Annotated in this window: 13 protein-coding genes; 1 reads left to right on the forward strand and 12 read right to left on the reverse strand. The window is 32.8% G+C overall.

The features are described 5' to 3' along the window. Positions 1-3 precede the first annotated feature (3 nt). The 12 genes from BUE10_RS00920 to BUE10_RS00975 all read right to left on the reverse strand — a co-directional run bounded on the left by BUE10_RS00920 (position 4) and on the right by BUE10_RS00975 (position 14,400). Positions 4-3,732 (reverse strand): SusC/RagA family TonB-linked outer membrane protein, encoded by a 3,729-nt coding sequence (locus BUE10_RS00920; protein WP_073481303.1) that lies wholly within the window; start codon positions 3,730-3,732, stop codon positions 4-6. Positions 3,733-4,029: 297 nt separating this feature from the next. Then, the gene (locus BUE10_RS00925) at positions 4,030-5,142 is read right to left on the reverse strand and encodes a FecR family protein (RefSeq protein ID WP_073481305.1); all 1,113 of its coding nucleotides are present in this window, start codon (positions 5,140-5,142) and stop codon (positions 4,030-4,032) included. 90 nt (positions 5,143-5,232) lie between these two features. After that, a complete protein-coding gene (locus BUE10_RS00930) occupies positions 5,233-5,844 on the reverse strand; it encodes an RNA polymerase sigma factor (RefSeq protein ID WP_073481307.1) in 612 nt (203 codons plus the stop codon). A 361-nt stretch (positions 5,845-6,205) separates the two neighbouring features. After that, positions 6,206-6,634 carry a hypothetical protein gene (locus BUE10_RS00935; RefSeq protein ID WP_073481309.1) on the reverse strand — a complete coding sequence of 143 codons (429 nt, stop codon included), beginning with the start codon at positions 6,632-6,634 and terminating at the stop codon, positions 6,206-6,208. A gap of 141 nt (positions 6,635-6,775) precedes the next feature. Beyond that, positions 6,776-7,648 (reverse strand): succinate--CoA ligase subunit alpha, encoded by an 873-nt coding sequence (gene sucD / locus BUE10_RS00940; protein WP_053471430.1) that lies wholly within the window; start codon positions 7,646-7,648, stop codon positions 6,776-6,778. Between the two features lie 86 nt (positions 7,649-7,734). Further along, positions 7,735-8,097, reverse strand: a complete 363-nt coding sequence (locus BUE10_RS00945; protein ID WP_053471429.1) for a nuclear transport factor 2 family protein — start codon at positions 8,095-8,097, stop codon at positions 7,735-7,737. Position 8,098: 1 nt separating this feature from the next. Then, a complete protein-coding gene (locus BUE10_RS00950; RefSeq protein WP_073481311.1) occupies positions 8,099-9,028 on the reverse strand; it encodes a UDP-3-O-(3-hydroxymyristoyl)glucosamine N-acyltransferase in 930 nt (309 codons plus the stop codon). A 132-nt stretch (positions 9,029-9,160) separates the two neighbouring features. Then, on the reverse strand, positions 9,161-9,727 hold the full coding sequence (efp, locus tag BUE10_RS00955) for an elongation factor P (protein ID WP_073481313.1): 567 nt from the start codon (positions 9,725-9,727) through the stop codon (positions 9,161-9,163). Between the two features lie 123 nt (positions 9,728-9,850). Then, positions 9,851-10,636, reverse strand: coding sequence for an acyl-ACP--UDP-N-acetylglucosamine O-acyltransferase (gene lpxA / locus BUE10_RS00960; protein WP_029270176.1), 786 nt, complete (start codon positions 10,634-10,636; stop codon positions 9,851-9,853). 70 nt (positions 10,637-10,706) lie between these two features. Further along, the gene (locus BUE10_RS00965; RefSeq protein WP_053471479.1) at positions 10,707-12,095 is read right to left on the reverse strand and encodes a bifunctional UDP-3-O-[3-hydroxymyristoyl] N-acetylglucosamine deacetylase/3-hydroxyacyl-ACP dehydratase; all 1,389 of its coding nucleotides are present in this window, start codon (positions 12,093-12,095) and stop codon (positions 10,707-10,709) included. Beyond that, positions 12,088-13,131 carry a UDP-3-O-(3-hydroxymyristoyl)glucosamine N-acyltransferase gene (gene lpxD / locus BUE10_RS00970; RefSeq protein WP_073481315.1) on the reverse strand — a complete coding sequence of 348 codons (1,044 nt, stop codon included), beginning with the start codon at positions 13,129-13,131 and terminating at the stop codon, positions 12,088-12,090. Before lpxD ends, BUE10_RS00965 begins: the two co-directional genes overlap by 8 nt. Positions 13,132-13,170: 39 nt before the next feature. Then, positions 13,171-14,400: an HD domain-containing protein gene (locus BUE10_RS00975; RefSeq protein ID WP_073481316.1), complete on the reverse strand. Its 1,230-nt coding sequence runs from the start codon at positions 14,398-14,400 to the stop codon at positions 13,171-13,173. A gap of 220 nt (positions 14,401-14,620) precedes the next feature. On the opposite strand from BUE10_RS00975, the gene BUE10_RS00980 reads away from it, so the two are divergent. Then, entirely contained in the window at positions 14,621-16,174 is a 1,554-nt protein-coding gene (locus tag BUE10_RS00980) for a T9SS response regulator signal transducer PorX (RefSeq protein ID WP_073481318.1), read from the forward strand. Positions 16,175-16,181: the final 7 nt, after the last annotated feature.

Genomic DNA, 16,181 nt, shown 5'->3' on the forward strand with positions numbered 1-16,181 from the left:
CTATTATAATGAAAGGTTTAAAGTAAAGGTGTATTGAGATGTTACTGGTAAAGCAACTCCTCCAGAATTACGAAACTCAGGATCCTGACCGTTTAATCTTTTATCAGAGTAAAGTAACCAAGGATTAACTGCAGAACCTTTTAATGTAAAAGTGCTTAGGCCCAATTTTTTCTTGAAATCTTTAGGAAATTCCCAGCTTAATGAAATGTTTTTCAAACGAATGAAATCACCATCTGCAATACGAGCATCTGAATAGTTATAAGTGTTATAAGCTCTTGCAAGTGTACGTTCTCCACCATAATTAGCATTTAAACGTCTGTCTGCAATGACCGGAATATTTGTAATATTCTCATCTCCAGGATTGATCCAACGGTTTGTAAAATCTTTTGTAAATACAGTTAAATCATCATAAGTACTATCATACACAGGGTTTAAACGAACTTTGTTTCCTCCTGATCCAACAAAAAACACATATAATGACCAGTTTTTATAGGTAAATGTGTTGGCTAAACCTATAGATTTATTTGGCTCGATTGATCCTTCGTATTTAAGATATTTCGTAACATTTAAATTATCCTGAAAGTTAGCATCCGTAATATTATTTTCTGCTCCGTCTTGTAAAATAAAGGTTGGAAGACCTTGATTATTTAAACCTGTAAATTGGTAAGAATACAATGAGTTTCTTGGGTGTCCAACTGTGTTTCCTCCGTTAGCATCAATTAAATCGAATGCTGTTGGTGTGTTTTCTAACTTTGTAATTTCCTGGTGGTATACAGAAAAGTTAAGTGTTGTAGACCATTTAAAATCTTTGTTATCAAAGTTTTTAGTTGTAATACCAACCTCTAAACCTTTAGTTTCCATATCGGCATTGTTTCCTTGTCTGATTCTTTGTCCTCCAATTCCTGAAGTAATTACGTAATCAACTAAGTCAAATGCTTTACGACGGTAAATATCAGTTGTTAATTGTACTCTGTTATTGAACATTCCAAGGTCAAGACCAATGTTTGTTTCAAATTGTTTTTCCCAAGTTAAATCGCTGTTTTGCAATTCGTCAATTCTAATTCCAGTTTCTCTGTCATCAAGACCAAAACGATCTGTAATGGCACTTTTATAAATTGCTAAAGAGTTTGTTGCTGGTCCAGCAGTAGCTGTTAAACCGTAAGAAGCTCTAACTGCTAAAGTATTTACTGACTCTACGTTTTTCATGAAGCTTTCTTCTGCAACGTTCCATTTCCCACTAAAAGTATAGGTTGGTAACCATCTTGAAGAATCGCTGTTTCCTTGTCTGTTAGATCCATCATAACGTCCTGTTAACGAAGCAGTATAACGACGATCGTATGTATAACCTACTTTTCCGAAGAAACCTACTGTTCTTTCTTTTTCTTCATTAAATCCGTAATAAGAATCTCCTCCATTAATGATTTTTTCGATGATTCTTGGATCTGTAAAAGCTGTTAAACCTCTGTCGTATTGTAAACCTGCAGCTGTAAATTGATCGCTTGTTCTGTCTACAACTCTCATCTCTGTTCCAAATAAACCTTCTACTTCGTGTTTATCTGCAAAAACATTTCTATAGTTAACACTATTTCTTAAGTTATAAGATGTCATGTCGTTTGTAAATTTTCTTAAGAAACCTCCATTTGGTAAAACAGAAACTTTTGGTGCTGTTAAATCATTTGGATCTTGGTATAAGAAAATATTCTGATCTCTCACTAATGTGTTTACACCATCTTCTCCATCTGGAGTTCCAGCTTTGTAAGCACCCACTACGTTTGAGTTTTCTAAAATTTTATGTTCGCGGCTTGTGTTTGCGTAACGTGCTGAACCTGTTAAGTTATACGTTAAATGCGGCGTAATTTTATAATCAAGATCTAACTGGAAACGGATATCTTTTACTTCGATTTCCATGTAGTTGTTTTTCAACTCATTGATGATATTCATTTTAGCCCAGTTGTTTCTGTAGTATTCTAAGTTTCCATTTTCGTCATAAGGACGTAATGTTCTACTTGTATTTAATACATAGTTAAATGGGTTAATATCAAAATCACGAGTTACTTTTCCAAAAACTACGTCTTTCTCACTTTCGTAACTTCCAGGAGCGCCCTGATCACGAATAGAGGCCAATGTAGATAATGTAATATTTAATTTATCGTTTACATAAAATGTTCCTTTGATGTTACTTGAAATTTGTTTTACATCATCAGCAATTGTCCATCCCGGATCTGTATAATATCCTAAAGACGCGTAGAATGTGTTGTTTTTTCCACCACCAGAAAAACTTAAAGAGTGGTTTTGTGTAATAGATGGTCTAAACAAAACACCGAACCAGTCTGTATTTGCTAATTCGTATTTTTTCAAGAAATTGTTACGGCTTACAGGATCATTGTTTACTAAATATCCTCCAGTTTCTGGCACGTAAGTGTTGATTGCTCTTCCTAAAATATTGTAAGCTCCACCGTATCTTCCGTTTACTGTTGAAGGTAAATCTAAATATCCTTTTTGTTCCATTTCTTTTAAAATACTCATAGATTCCTGAGAATTTAAAATATCATATTGGCTATAATTTGGCACCGCTCTAACAGTTTGCTCTAAACCGTAAGTAATTTTTAACGGAGCATCTCTACGTCCTTGTTTTGTTGTTACAACTACAACTCCGTTTAATGATCTTGAACCATAGATAGAAGTTGCCGATGCATCTTTAAGAATTTCAATACTTTGAATATCGTTTGCATTTAAACCTGCTACAGATGAACTTAATAATGTTTCTGAGTTTCCAGATGCTAAATCTGCAAATGACATATTGATGATATCTTCCTGAACCACACCATCAATAACCCATAATGGTTTTGTATCTCCAAAAATTGAAGATGATCCACGAACTGTAATTTTTGGAGCTGTACCAAATGTTCCTGTAACGTTTTGTACTGTAACCCCTGCCGCTTTACCTTCAATCATTCTGCTTACGTCAACAACACCATCAACTTTTAATTCAGCACCAGAAATTTTACTGATAGCTCCTGTAAAAGTTCTTTTTGATGTTTTTTCGTAACCTGTTGTTACTACAACTTCTTTTAAGTTTTGTCCTACTTCGGTAAGGACTACAGTTGGTGTAGTATTTTCTATACCAATTTCTTTCGTGTCCATACCTACGTAAGAAATGATAAGTCCTGTTGAATTTGCTGGCATTTCGATAGAAAAATTACCATCAAAATCTGTTAATACTGCTATTTTAGTACCTTTTGCCATAACTGTAGCTCCCGGAAGCGGGCTTCCTGACTGGTCTGTAACTTTACCTTTGATGATTGGACCTGCAGTTAATACTTCAAAAAGTGTATCATGATTATCAGCACTTGCAAATGGATCTGCGCTGGCAGTTTTTTGCAAAATAATCTGATTGCTTACTTCTGAAAATGTAATATTAAATGGAACCAGAACTCTGCTCAATATACTTGAAAGCGTTTCCTGATTGGCCTCTATACTTACTTTGTTGCTCAACTGAGGAAGCCTTGAGTTATACGAAAACTTTACATGCGCAGACTTTTCAATTTTAGACAAAGCATTATCAAGAGTCAAATTTTCAACTGTAATTGTAACTTTGGTATCTAATTTCTTTTGCCCATTTACATTATTTGCCACTGCAAAGCTTGAAAACACAAGTGCTAAGACAAACTGAAATAGTGTTATTTTCATGATTCTATGGAGTAATCGTTGTTTAACAACTGGTTTTTTCATAATTTTGATTTGTTTTGATTAATACTGATTCGAGTGTATTTTAAGAAACGTATGAATAACTCTTTACAGAGAGAAATTCGATTTAATGAAGTGTCGATAATGTTACAGCATTTCGGCACTTTTTTTATGGTATTCACTTTTACATAGGCATTTAGTTATTTCTGGTTGAGTTTAGTTTTTGGTTATTATTTTGGTGAAATAAATTACATTTTCATTAGGAAATGAAAGGCTTTACTTCGAAAAATTAATTATTAGAAACAATGGTTTTTGGTGCAATTACAGTTACACTAAAAAAGATTAATTACAACCGTCTGAGGTAATAATTATTTGGTTCCCATTCATTTCAAAACTGGTATTATTGCCTATGCTTTTACAGACAATTTTTAGCTTTTCTGTTAAAGGCTGATCACTTAATGATGTCGTTAAGTGGCAGTCGGTTAATTTATTTTTTGGATAATCGATATTTACTAAGTAAGCCTGCTCTATTGTTTCAAAAATCTGCGAAACCGGAATATCATTAAATTCAAAACTCAACTGTTCTATATTTCCAACACTTTGAGTTAAGGCAGCATCCTGAGTAATATTGGTGATTTTATTAAACTTTAAATCGCTTCGCAAAAATCGTAGTGCCTGGTTAGGCAGTAATATAATTTCTTCTTCATCAGATTTAGAAACCAGTTCATTTGACTTTACCTTAACTTTACCGGTGCGAACAAGAATTTCTACGTCAGGCTGGTCAGAATAAGCTTTAACTCTAAAACTAGTTCCAACAACCTTGGTAACAATTTCGTTTGCATAAACGAAGAATGGTTTGTGGGGATTTTTACTAATTTCAAAGAAACCTTCGCCGGATAAATACACCTTTCTTTCGTTTCCGGTAAAGATTTTAGGATAACTTAATTTACTGTTAGGCTGCAGTAATACAGAACTGCCGTCTGATAAGGTAATAATTTGAGGTTTATCAGAATTATTAGTCTGTTCAACTAATCCTTCGCTGTTTTCGTCAATAAGTTCTTTGTAGGTTACAACTGTGCTTTCTGTTTTAAAATAGCTGTTATAAAACCACACAGCCATAAAAGCAAAAAATAATGTTGCCGCTACGCCAGACAGAAATTGTCTGCGGAAAAACTTAACTTTTAAATTTTCTAAAGTTTTTTGATTTTCTTTATCTCGAACTTTGATCCAGGTATTGTGCAACGCTCTGTGAATATCAGAGCTTGAAAGATTGTTTTCGGGAACTTTCATTGCCAGAAGCAGTAATCGTGCATCTTCAACTAATTTAGCACGCTGGCGGCTTTCTAAAGTCCACTCTTCCCAGCCATCTTCATCAATTTTGGATAGAACCCACGATTGAAATGATTCGTCAGATAAAAAATCTTCTATTTCGGTATATTTATTACGTTTTTGCATCTAAAAAATAAGGTTACAAAAACATAGAGGACAGTTCTCTTATTATATACTCACCAAATTATGATTTTTTTTAAGTTTTTTTAACTTTTTTTAAAGAGTGCTTGAAAATAGTAGCGTGATTAAGGCAAAACTACCTTTCCATTCTTTGCGAAGAGTCAGTAATCCGCGGTGTAATAAATTACTTGCCGACTGATAGTTAACATCGAGCATTTCTGCAATTTGTTCTACAGATAAACCTTGGTGATAGCGTAAATAAAGTGCTTCTTTTTGTCTGGCAGGTAATTCGTTAAGTAATTTATTTAGGTATATTACTTTTTCTTTTGCAGCATAATCGTCGTCCAGAAGTTCATTTTCTACAGAAAACTCTAAAAGAAAAGCAATAGCATCTGTACTTGCCGTTTTTCTAAAAATATGATCACGTTCATACAAACGTGCAATTCTTTTTCGAACGCTCGATAATAAATAAGCTTTTACCACTACTGATTCCTGAAGAGAATTACGATAAACCCAAATATCTGTAAAAACATCCTGAATACAATCTTGTACTTTTTCGGCATATGGAGAAAGGGAGTTTCCATAATTTACAAGATCACTATAGTATCTTTCGAACAATAACGAAAATGATTTTTCATCTCCGTTTATTAAATCATTCCAAAGTGTATTGTCGTCAACAGCATTGACCGGTAGGATTCGCGTCTTCATATCTTGGGGGCTTATAGTTCTGCAAAGGCAATGTTCCTTAATGCAGAGAATACATTATTTTAACATTATCATTTACTTTTGTTCGATAAATATATAAAAGCAAAAACTTAAAAACAATTATTTTACACAAAAGAGACAGTTTCCTAATATAGAAAACTGCCTCTTTTGGTTGATATAACTGGGTTCTTAAGGAAATGTTAAAATTATTATTTTACTAAAATAAGCAAAACAATTATCAGATTTTACTTATGTTATTATTTCTTTGATTTTTACTCCCTTTCATAATGTTTACTGGATTAAAACAAAAAAAGCCCCGCATTTAGCAGGGCTTTTTTTTGTTTTTTAGAATGAATATTTGCTTTTAGAAAGCCACATTCCATCTTGGTAATTTTGTATTTTCATCTAAGAAATTTTGCAAAACTTGTCCTTCAACTGCAGTTGGAATTGCTTTTACATCTGCATTAAAAGTTTCGTACCAAACTACTTCAAGAACAGAAATGTTCTCTAATTTCATTTGAGCCGGCCATGAATATTTTCTTCCTGTCTTAGCAAACTGGTGTCCGTTTACAATTTTATCGTATAATCCGCCATTTTTGCTTTTAAGAGTTCCATCATTTTGAACAGTTCCTGTAGAACCTACCATGATTAATTCTTTTGCATCTCCGTCAATTTCATAAACTACAAAAATTCCAGCACTTCCTTCCGGAGCGTTGCAAACTTCTTCTAAACTATCATTTACAGTAAAAGTAAAACTATTACTTGCTTTAAACTTTTCTAATTCTTTACTCATCATTTCTTTTTTTAGTTTCTAAGATACTGAGGTACTAAGATTCTAAGTTTTTACTTTTTACGCCTCAGTCTTTAAAATGTAAAAAAGTCTCAACAAAATATTGAGACTTTTTTGGAATTTGTTATTTTGAATATTTGGAGATTATCCTAATACTTCTTTTACTTTTTTACCAATTTCAGCTGGTGAATCAACAACGTAAATTCCGTTGTCTCTCATAATTTGTTTTTTAGCAGCAGCTGTATCGTCAGAACCACCAACAATAGCACCTGCGTGACCCATTGTTCTACCGGCAGGAGCAGTTTCTCCAGCGATAAAACCAATAACTGGTTTACGGTTACCATCAGCTTTTACCCATCTTGCAGCATCAGCTTCTAATTGACCTCCAATTTCACCAATCATAATGATTGCTTCAGTTTCTGGATCGTTCATTAATAATTCAACAGCTTCTTTAGTTGTAGTTCCAATAATTGGATCTCCACCAATACCAATAGCTGTAGTAATTCCTAAACCTTGTTTTACAACCTGGTCAGCAGCTTCGTAAGTTAAAGTTCCAGATTTAGAAACGATACCAACTGTTCCTTTTTTGAAAACGAAACCTGGCATAATACCAACTTTAGCTTCTCCCGGAGTAATTACACCTGGACAGTTTGGACCAATTAATCTAGAATTTCTTTCTTTAACATAATTATTTGCTTTAATCATATCTGCTACAGGAATTCCTTCTGTAATAGCAATAATTACTTTAATTCCGGCATCAGCAGCTTCCATAATTGCATCAGCAGCAAAAGCCGGCGGAACAAAAATGATAGAAGTATCTGCTCCAGCTTGATCTACAGCATCTTTTACTGTATTAAAAACCGGACGGTCTAAATGGCTAGTTCCTCCTTTTCCCGGAGTAACACCACCAACAACATTAGTACCGTACTCAATCATTTGAGAAGCGTGGAAAGTACCTTCGCTTCCTGTAAATCCCTGAACAATTATTTTGGAATCTTTATTAACTAAAACACTCATGATATATATTTTATGTAGTTTTTAAAATTGTGTTGCAAAAATAAGGTTTTGTAATGTAATTTGCCTCTTTTATTGTCAAAAAAATATTAAGAAAATTGACTCATTTGATAACCTCTATAAAGCTTATCATCTTTTATTTGCCAAATCGTTGCAAAATGTGCCAATAACATTTCCTCTCGCGGATTCTCGATTGTTTTTACATAATGAGAATAACGTACTGAAACTAAGTCATCTTCGGCAAGAATATGGCTTATTCTAACTTTAGAACGCACATAAGCTCTGCTGAGTTCATTTGTTAATTCAACTATAGCATTATAATCTAACTGAATAAAACCTTTCGTACTGTTCCATTCAATGATTACCTCTGGATGCAGATACGTTTTTAAAATTTCACTATCAATTAAGGCATCCGACTTATAAAATTTTTGAACAAACTCTTTTATAGACATATTACTTCAATTTATTTAGAATTTCAGGAATCTTTTTGATATTGGCTAATTGCTTTAACTTTTCTCTTGATTCTTCAATTGGAGTTCCAAAATAGGACTTTCCTCCTTCAACCGATTTAGTAACTCCAGTTTGTCCCATAATAACAGCCTTCGCTCCTATTGTAATCCCGCTGGTTGTTCCAACTTGTCCCCAAATTGTAACTTCATCTTCAATAATAACACAGCCTGCAATACCAGTCTGTGAGGCAATTAGACATTTTTTTCCGATAACAGAATCGTGTCCTACATGCACCTGATTGTCGATTTTTGTACCTTCTTTAATTGTAGTGTCTCCGGTAACTCCTTTGTCAATTGTACAAAGAGCGCCAATTCCAACATTATCTTCAATTACCACTCTTCCGCCAGAAATTAACTGATCGAAACCTTCCGGACGTTTTTTATAATAAAAAGCATCAGCACCTAAAATAGTTCCGGCATGGATAATCACATTATCCCCAATTACAGTATGATCGTAAATTGAAACGTTTGAGTGAATCAAACAGTTCTTTCCGATTTTTACATGATTACCAACAAAACTATTAGGCTGAATTACAGTTCCTTCTCCAATACTAGCTGAAGATGAAATCGCAACATTTGCAAATTGAAATGGTTTAAAATGTCTGGTTAAAGTATTAAAATCCCTGAAAGGGTCATCAGAAATTAAAAGAGCTTTACCTTCCGGGCAATCAACTTTTTTGTTTATTAAAACAATTGTTGCTGCAGATTGTAAAGCTTTGTCATAATATTTTGGGTGGTCAACAAAAACAATATCACCTGGTTCTACAACATGAATTTCGTTCATGCCTAAAACCTCAAAGTTTTTGTCACCAATAAATTCGCAGCTAAGCAAATTTGCAATTTCTTCTAAAGAGTGAACTTTTGGAAATTTCATATATTTTAATTAGAAAATTTGTCAATTAGAGAATGTGTCAATTAGAAAATGAGTCAGTTAGAAATGAATGTTCAAATTGTCGATTCACACATTATCTAATTGACTCATTGACAAATTATCTTAATTAATAAACTACTCTTTTACACGCTCCATGTAAGAACCTGAAGCTGTATCGATTTTAATTTTATCACCTTCGTTGATGAACAACGGAACGTTTACAGAAGCTCCAGTTTCTACTGTAGCACTTTTTGTAGCGTTTGTAGCTGTATTTCCTTTTACTCCCGGCTCAGCGTAAGTAACTTCAAGAACTACAGATGCAGGCATATCTACAGATAAAGGTAAATCAGTTTCAGTATTAATCTGAACCATTACATTTGTTCCTTCTTTTAATAAATCCGGAGCATCTAAGATATTTTTGTTTAAAGAAATCTGCTCAAATGTTTCAGCATTCATAAAGTGAAATTCATCACCTTCTGGATATAAAAACTGGAATGTATGTGTTTCAACTCTAATAACGTCAATTTTGTGACCTGCAGAAAATGTATTATCTAATACTTTACCCGAAGTTAAACTTTTTAATTTAGTTCTTACGAAAGCTGGACCTTTTCCTGGTTTAACGTGAAGAAATTCAATGATTTTATAGATATCGTGATTAAATTTAATACACAATCCGTTTCTAATATCTGATGTAGATGCCATTTGTTTTTATTTTAGATTTTTGAATGTAGATTTTAGATTTTGAAAAACTGATCTACATATTTTTTATAATGTTTTAATGCTTAATTAATTTTATAATCTAGTTTAGAAATCTAAACTCTAAAATTAATAATTCCCTGAATAACCTTTCATAATTCCTCGTGATGAATTTCTGATAAAATCAAGAATTTCATCTCTCTCAGGAGTTGCTTCCATTTCAGCTTCAATTATACTTAAAGCTTGTGTTGTATTGTAATTCTTTTGATATAAAATTCTGTAAATTTCCTGAATTTCTCTAATTTTTTCAGTACTAAATCCTCTTCTTCTTAAACCAACTGAATTGATACCAACATAAGATAATGGTTCTTTAGCCGCTTTTGTATAAGGAGGAACATCTTTTCTTACCAAAGACCCGCCAGAAATCATAGCGTGATCTCCAATATGAATAAATTGGTGAATTGCTGCTAAACCACCAATTACGGCGTGATTACCAACAACTACGTGTCCTGCTAATGCTACACCATTTACAATAATAGCGTTATTACCAATCTCACAATCGTGTGCAATGTGAGCATAAGCCATAACTAAACAATTGTTTCCCAAAATAGTTTGTCCAGAAGCTACTGTACCTCTATTAATAGTAACACATTCTCTAATTGTACAGTTATCTCCAATAATTGCAAGAGAATCTTCTCCTCCAAATTTTAAATCTTGAGGCACCGCAGAAATTACAGCTCCCGGAAAAATGTTGCAATTTTTACCAATACGAGCACCTTCCATGATGGTTACATTTGAACCAATCCAAGTACCGTCTCCAATAACAACATTATTGTGAATTGTTGTAAAAGGTTCAATTACAACGTTTTTAGCGATTTTAGCGCCTGGATGAACATATGCTAATGGTTGATTCATCTATGTTTTATATTTTAATTAAAATAGTCTAATTTTTAGGGCAACAAACCTAAACAATAAATTTGATTAATTACTGTTTTCTTGCAATTTGTGCCATTAATTCTGCCTCAGTTACTAATTTTCCGTTTGCGTAGGCATTTGCCTGCATATGGCAGATTCCTCTTCTGATAGGAGAAATCAACTCACATTTGAAAATTAAGGTATCACCCGGCAATACTTTGTGTTTGAATTTAACATTGTCAATTTTCATGAAATATGTTAAATAATTTTCAGGATCCGGAACAGTGCTTAAAACCAAAATTCCTCCTGTTTGTGCCATTGCTTCAACAATTAAAACCCCCGGCATTACTGGAGCTTCAGGGAAATGTCCTACGAAGAAATTCTCATTCATAGTAACATTTTTCAAACCAACCACATGACGATCAGACATTTCGATAATTCTGTCAATCAATAAAAACGGCGGTCTGTGAGGTAACATAGCCATGATTTTATGAATATCCATCAATGGCTCTTGGTTTAAATCATAAACTGGAACATGATTTCTCTGCTCTATTTTAATGATTTTTGCCAGTTTTTTAGCAAACTGAGTGTTTACAAAGTGACCTGGTTTATTTGCAATAATTTTTCCTTGAATACGAACTCCAATTAAAGATAAATCTCCAATAACATCAAGTAATTTGTGTCTTGCAGCTTCGTTTGGATAATGTAAAGTAAGATTATCTAAAACTCCGTTTGGTTTAACAGAAATCTCTTCTTTACCAAAAGCTTTCTTCAAATTAGCCATTGTAGATTCAGAAATTTCTTTATCTACATAAACAATAGCATTATTTAAATCGCCGCCTTTAATTAAACCGTGCTCTAACAACGATTCTAATTCATGTAAAAAACTAAAAGTTCTTGAACTTGCAATTTCTTGTTTAAAATCTGATAAACTTTTAAGTGTAGCATTTTGAGTACCTAAAACTTTAGTACCAAAATCTACCATTGTAGTTACTTGATACTCATCGCTTGGCATAACAAGGATTTCGCTTCCTGTAGCTTCATCAGTAAACGAAATAACTTCTTTTACTACATAAACATTACGGCTCGCGTCTTGTTCTTCGATTCCTGCTTTTTCAATTGCTTCAACAAAATATTTTGATGAACCATCCATAATAGGAAGTTCAGAGGCATCTAATTCAATAATAATATTATCCAAATCGCAGCCAACTACTGCCGCTAAAACGTGTTCCGGAGTTTGTATTTTAACACCTAATTTTTCTAAATTAGTTCCTCTTTGCGTATTAACAACATAATTAGCGTCAGCCTCAATGACTGGCTGGCCTTGCAAATCTACTCTTACAAAAGTGAAACCATTATTAATTGGAGCTGGTTTAAAAGTCATTGTAACTTCTTTTCCAGTGTGTAATCCAACGCCTTTTAGTGAAATTTCATTTTTGATGGTCTTCTGTTTAACCATTATTTCCATTTTTTGGGTTTATTATTTGTTTTTTTATTTCTTCAACTTCGGCAACTATTTTAGGAAGATTTTTGAAATGAACATACGATTTATTAAAATCAGTATATCCAAGCGATGGCGTTCCTTGCAGAATTTCATCATCTTTAATGTTTCTCGCTACTCCGGACTGTGCCTGAAGTCTCACATTATTTCCTATTGTTAAATGGCCTGCGATACCAACCTGTCCGCCAATCATACAGTTTTCACCAATTTTAGTAGAACCTGCAACACCGCTTTGGGCAGCAATTACAGTGTTTTTACCAATTTCAACATTATGGGCGATTTGAATTTGATTATCTAATTTAACTCCTTGTCTAATAATTGTAGAACCCAGAGTTGCTCTGTCAATTGTAGTATTTGCACCAATATCTACATTATCTTCGATAATTACATTACCTATTTGCGGCACTTTACTATAAACTCCTTCTTCATTTGGCACAAATCCAAAACCGTCTGCACCTATAATAGTACCTGAATGTATGGTGCAGTTATTACCAATTATAGTCTCTGAATAAATTTTTGCACCGGCAAAAATAAACACATTATCGCCAATAACAACATTATCGCCAATAAAACTATTTGGGTAAATTTTTACATTATTTCCTAAAACTACATTTTGACCTATATAGCTAAAGCTTCCTAAATACAGGTTTTCGCCATATTTAGTTCCTTCAGACATAAAAGACTGTGGTTCGATTCCGTTTTTATTCAGTTTTACCTGATTGTAAAAATGCAAAAGTTTAGAAAAAGAAGCATAAGCATCTTCAACCTTTATTAATGTAGTTGTGATTTCCTGTTCAGGTATAAAGCTGTCGTTAACAATGGTAACTGTTGCTTTTGTAGTATATATATAGTTGATATATTTCGGGTTAGCCAAAAAAGTAAGAGATCCTTCCTCTCCTTCTTCTATTTTAGAAAGTCGAGAAACTTCGGCATTGGGATTCCCAACAACTTCTCCTTCTAAAATTCCTGCTATTTGTTCTGCTGTAAATTTCATCGCGACAAAAATATAAAAAATAGATTTTAAATGTTAATTTTAGATAAGTTGTTTTGGAAAACAGATATAATATTTTGTCACCAATTTAGATAACGATTTCAGATTCAACTGATCAGAAGCTTCGACAACATCCTCAATTGTTTTATCTTTTTTCAAAATTCGTATTGGTTCGGCAGCTTTACTATAAGCCTGATTCTTAATTTTACCTCTAAAAATAAAATAACCGGCATCTAGTGCCGAAATATTATGTGCTTCTGCAAATTCTTCTTTTAAAGATTGGGATTCTTCCATCGGAATTTTGTCTGCACTAAGTTTAATCTTCAATAAATCTCTGTTAATGATCATTTTACTTAAAGTAGAAAGTATAAAATCAGGATGTCTCTGCCATGCTTTTAAAGCACTAATGATATCAAAATCATCTAACTGAGAAAATAAATCCAGTTTTTCGGCATCAAAATCTTCAAGACTAATTTTGTTTTGCATAAAATACAAAAGCGGTTCACTACAAGGAAGTTTAACTCCTTTTAAAGTCAATTCTTTAGCTCGTTTCAGCACTTTCATTAAAATTAACTCGGCAACCAGACTTGTTTTATGCAAATAAGCCTGCCAGTACATTAATCTTCGCGAAAGCAGAAATTTTTCTACAGAATAAATACCTTTTTCCTCAATCACCAGAACGTTGTCAACAACATTCATCATTTGAATTAAACGTTCTGAATTCACATTTCCTTCTGCAACTCCAGTATAAAAACTATCTCTTTTAAGATAATCCATTCTGTCCATATCTAATTGACTTGAAATCAATTGCAGCATGAATTTTCTATGATATTCGCCCTTAAAAACCTGAATTGCAAGACTTAATCTTCCGTCAAATTCATCATTAAGCCTGTTCATAAACAATAATGAAATAGCTTCGTGATTTACATCTTCAACAATACTTTTTTCCATAGCATGAGAAAATGGCCCGTGTCCTATGTCATGCAGTAAAATAGCAATTAATAAAGCACATTCTTCTTCATTTGAAATAGCAACACCTTTAAAACGAAGACTTTCAACAGCCTTTTGCATTAAATGCATGCATCCCAAAGCATGATGAAAACGAGTATGATTTGCTCCCGGATAAACTAAATACGATAATCCCATTTGCGATATACGTCGCAAACGCTGAAAGTAAGGGTGTTGAATTAGGTCGTAGATTAGTTCGTTCGGTATTGTTATAAACCCGTAAATTGGGTCATTGAATATTTTTAACTTGTTAATTTGAGTCACTCTTTGGTTATTTTTTGGTCAACAAATATAAGTAATTAAGTATAAATTCATTTCAGTTTTTAACTTAAAAAACAGATATTTACTATCAGTATTTTCTTAAACATTAAAAAGACAAAAAAAATAATTCTAAATAAATTTCAATTTGTCATCCCTAAATTTATACTATTTTTAATACTTTTTAAGTTCTATACGTTTAAATTGCATTAAAATTAAAATATTTATGGATAAGATTAAAATACTTTGGGTCGATGATGAAATCGATCTTTTAAAGCCACATATATTATTTCTCGAAAAAAAGAATTACGAAGTTACAACAAGCAACAACGGACTTGATGCCATTGCTTTGTTTGAAGAAGAAAATTTCGACATTGTTTTCCTTGATGAAAATATGCCGGGAATGAGCGGACTTGAAACTCTTTCTGAAATGAAAGAGAAAAAATCAGCCATCCCGATGATTATGATTACCAAAAGTGAGGAAGAATATATAATGGAAGAAGCGATTGGTTCTAAAATCGCCGATTATTTGATAAAACCAGTAAATCCGAACCAGATTTTATTGAGTTTGAAGAAAAACCTGGACGATTCCAGATTAATTTCAGAAAAAACTACGCTCGATTATCAGAAAGAATTCCGCAAAATTTCAATGGAATTAGCGATGGTTAATTCGTATGAAGACTGGGTTGAATTGTATAAAAAATTGCTTTTCTGGGAATTAAAATTAGAGAACATAAACGATCAGGCAATGGTCGAAATTCTTGAATCTCAAAAGGTTGAAGCCAATTCTCAATTCGGAAAATATATCGAAAGAAATTATGAAGACTGGTTTGCACCAAAAGCAGATAAACCTATTCAGTCTCACAATTTATTTAAAGAATTAGTAGTTCCTGAAATTAAAAAGAAAGACAAACCAATCTTGTTTGTTGTAATTGATAATCTTCGTTACGATCAATGGAAATCTTTTGAAACTGTAATTTCTAATTATTACAAATTAGAAAAAGAAGTTCCGTATTTCTCTATTCTTCCAACCGCTACGCAATATGCCCGAAATGCTATTTTCTCTGGTTTAACGCCTTTAGACATGGAAAAACAGTTTCCACAATATTGGAAAAACGATGTTGAAGATGGTGGAAAAAACCTTTACGAATCTGAATTTCTTTCGGCACAAATAAAACGTTTAGGATTAAACATTAAAGAAGATTATTTTAAAATCACGAATTATGCCGGTGGTAAAAAACTGGCTGAAAATTTTAAAGCCTTAAAAGGAAACGACTTAGTAACGGTTGTTTACAATTTTGTGGATATGCTTTCGCACGCTAAAACAGAAATGGAAGTAGTTAAAGAATTAGCTTCTGATGATAAAGCGTATCGTTCTTTAACCTTAAGCTGGTTTAAAAATTCTCCTTTATTAGAAATTATTCAGCAGGCACAGCTTTTAGGATTCAAATTGATTTTAACCACAGATCACGGAACAATTAATGTAAAAAATCCGTCGAAAGTTGTGGGAGATAAAAATACAAGTTTAAATTTGCGCTACAAAACAGGTCGCAGTTTAACATACGAACAAAAAGACGTTTATGTAGTTAAAGAACCTAAAACAATTGGTTTACCTGCCATAAATATGAGTAGTTCGTTTATTTTTGCTAAAAATGATTTTTTCCTGGCTTACGTAAACAACTATAATCATTATGTAAGTTATTATAAAAACACATACCAACACGGCGGAATTTCGTTAGAAGAAATGATTATTCCGTTCTTGGTATTTAATCCGAAATAAAATATAT

The organism is Flavobacterium sp. CF108 (assembly GCF_900129795.1).
In the GTDB taxonomy this organism is placed as follows: Bacteria; Bacteroidota; Bacteroidia; order Flavobacteriales; family Flavobacteriaceae; genus Flavobacterium.

Bases quoted from the DNA above. Each gene is read 5' to 3' on its own strand.
- BUE10_RS00930 (WP_073481307.1), bottom strand. From the start codon at position 5,844: ATGAAGACGCGAATCCTACCGGTCAATGCTGTTGACGACAATACACTT.
- BUE10_RS00920 (WP_073481303.1), bottom strand. From the start codon at position 3,732: ATGAAAAAACCAGTTGTTAAACAACGATTACTCCATAGAATCATGAAA.
- BUE10_RS00925 (WP_073481305.1), bottom strand. From the start codon at position 5,142: ATGCAAAAACGTAATAAATATACCGAAATAGAAGATTTTTTATCTGAC.
- BUE10_RS00965 (WP_053471479.1), bottom strand. From the start codon at position 12,095: ATGGTTAAACAGAAGACCATCAAAAATGAAATTTCACTAAAAGGCGTT.
- lpxD (WP_073481315.1), bottom strand. From the start codon at position 13,131: ATGAAATTTACAGCAGAACAAATAGCAGGAATTTTAGAAGGAGAAGTT.
- sucD (WP_053471430.1), bottom strand. From the start codon at position 7,648: ATGAGTGTTTTAGTTAATAAAGATTCCAAAATAATTGTTCAGGGATTT.
- BUE10_RS00950 (WP_073481311.1), bottom strand. From the start codon at position 9,028: ATGAAATTTCCAAAAGTTCACTCTTTAGAAGAAATTGCAAATTTGCTT.
- lpxA (WP_029270176.1), bottom strand. From the start codon at position 10,636: ATGAATCAACCATTAGCATATGTTCATCCAGGCGCTAAAATCGCTAAA.
- BUE10_RS00980 (WP_073481318.1), top strand. From the start codon at position 14,621: ATGGATAAGATTAAAATACTTTGGGTCGATGATGAAATCGATCTTTTA.
- efp (WP_073481313.1), bottom strand. From the start codon at position 9,727: ATGGCATCTACATCAGATATTAGAAACGGATTGTGTATTAAATTTAAT.
- BUE10_RS00945 (WP_053471429.1), bottom strand. From the start codon at position 8,097: ATGTCTATAAAAGAGTTTGTTCAAAAATTTTATAAGTCGGATGCCTTA.
- BUE10_RS00935 (WP_073481309.1), bottom strand. From the start codon at position 6,634: ATGAGTAAAGAATTAGAAAAGTTTAAAGCAAGTAATAGTTTTACTTTT.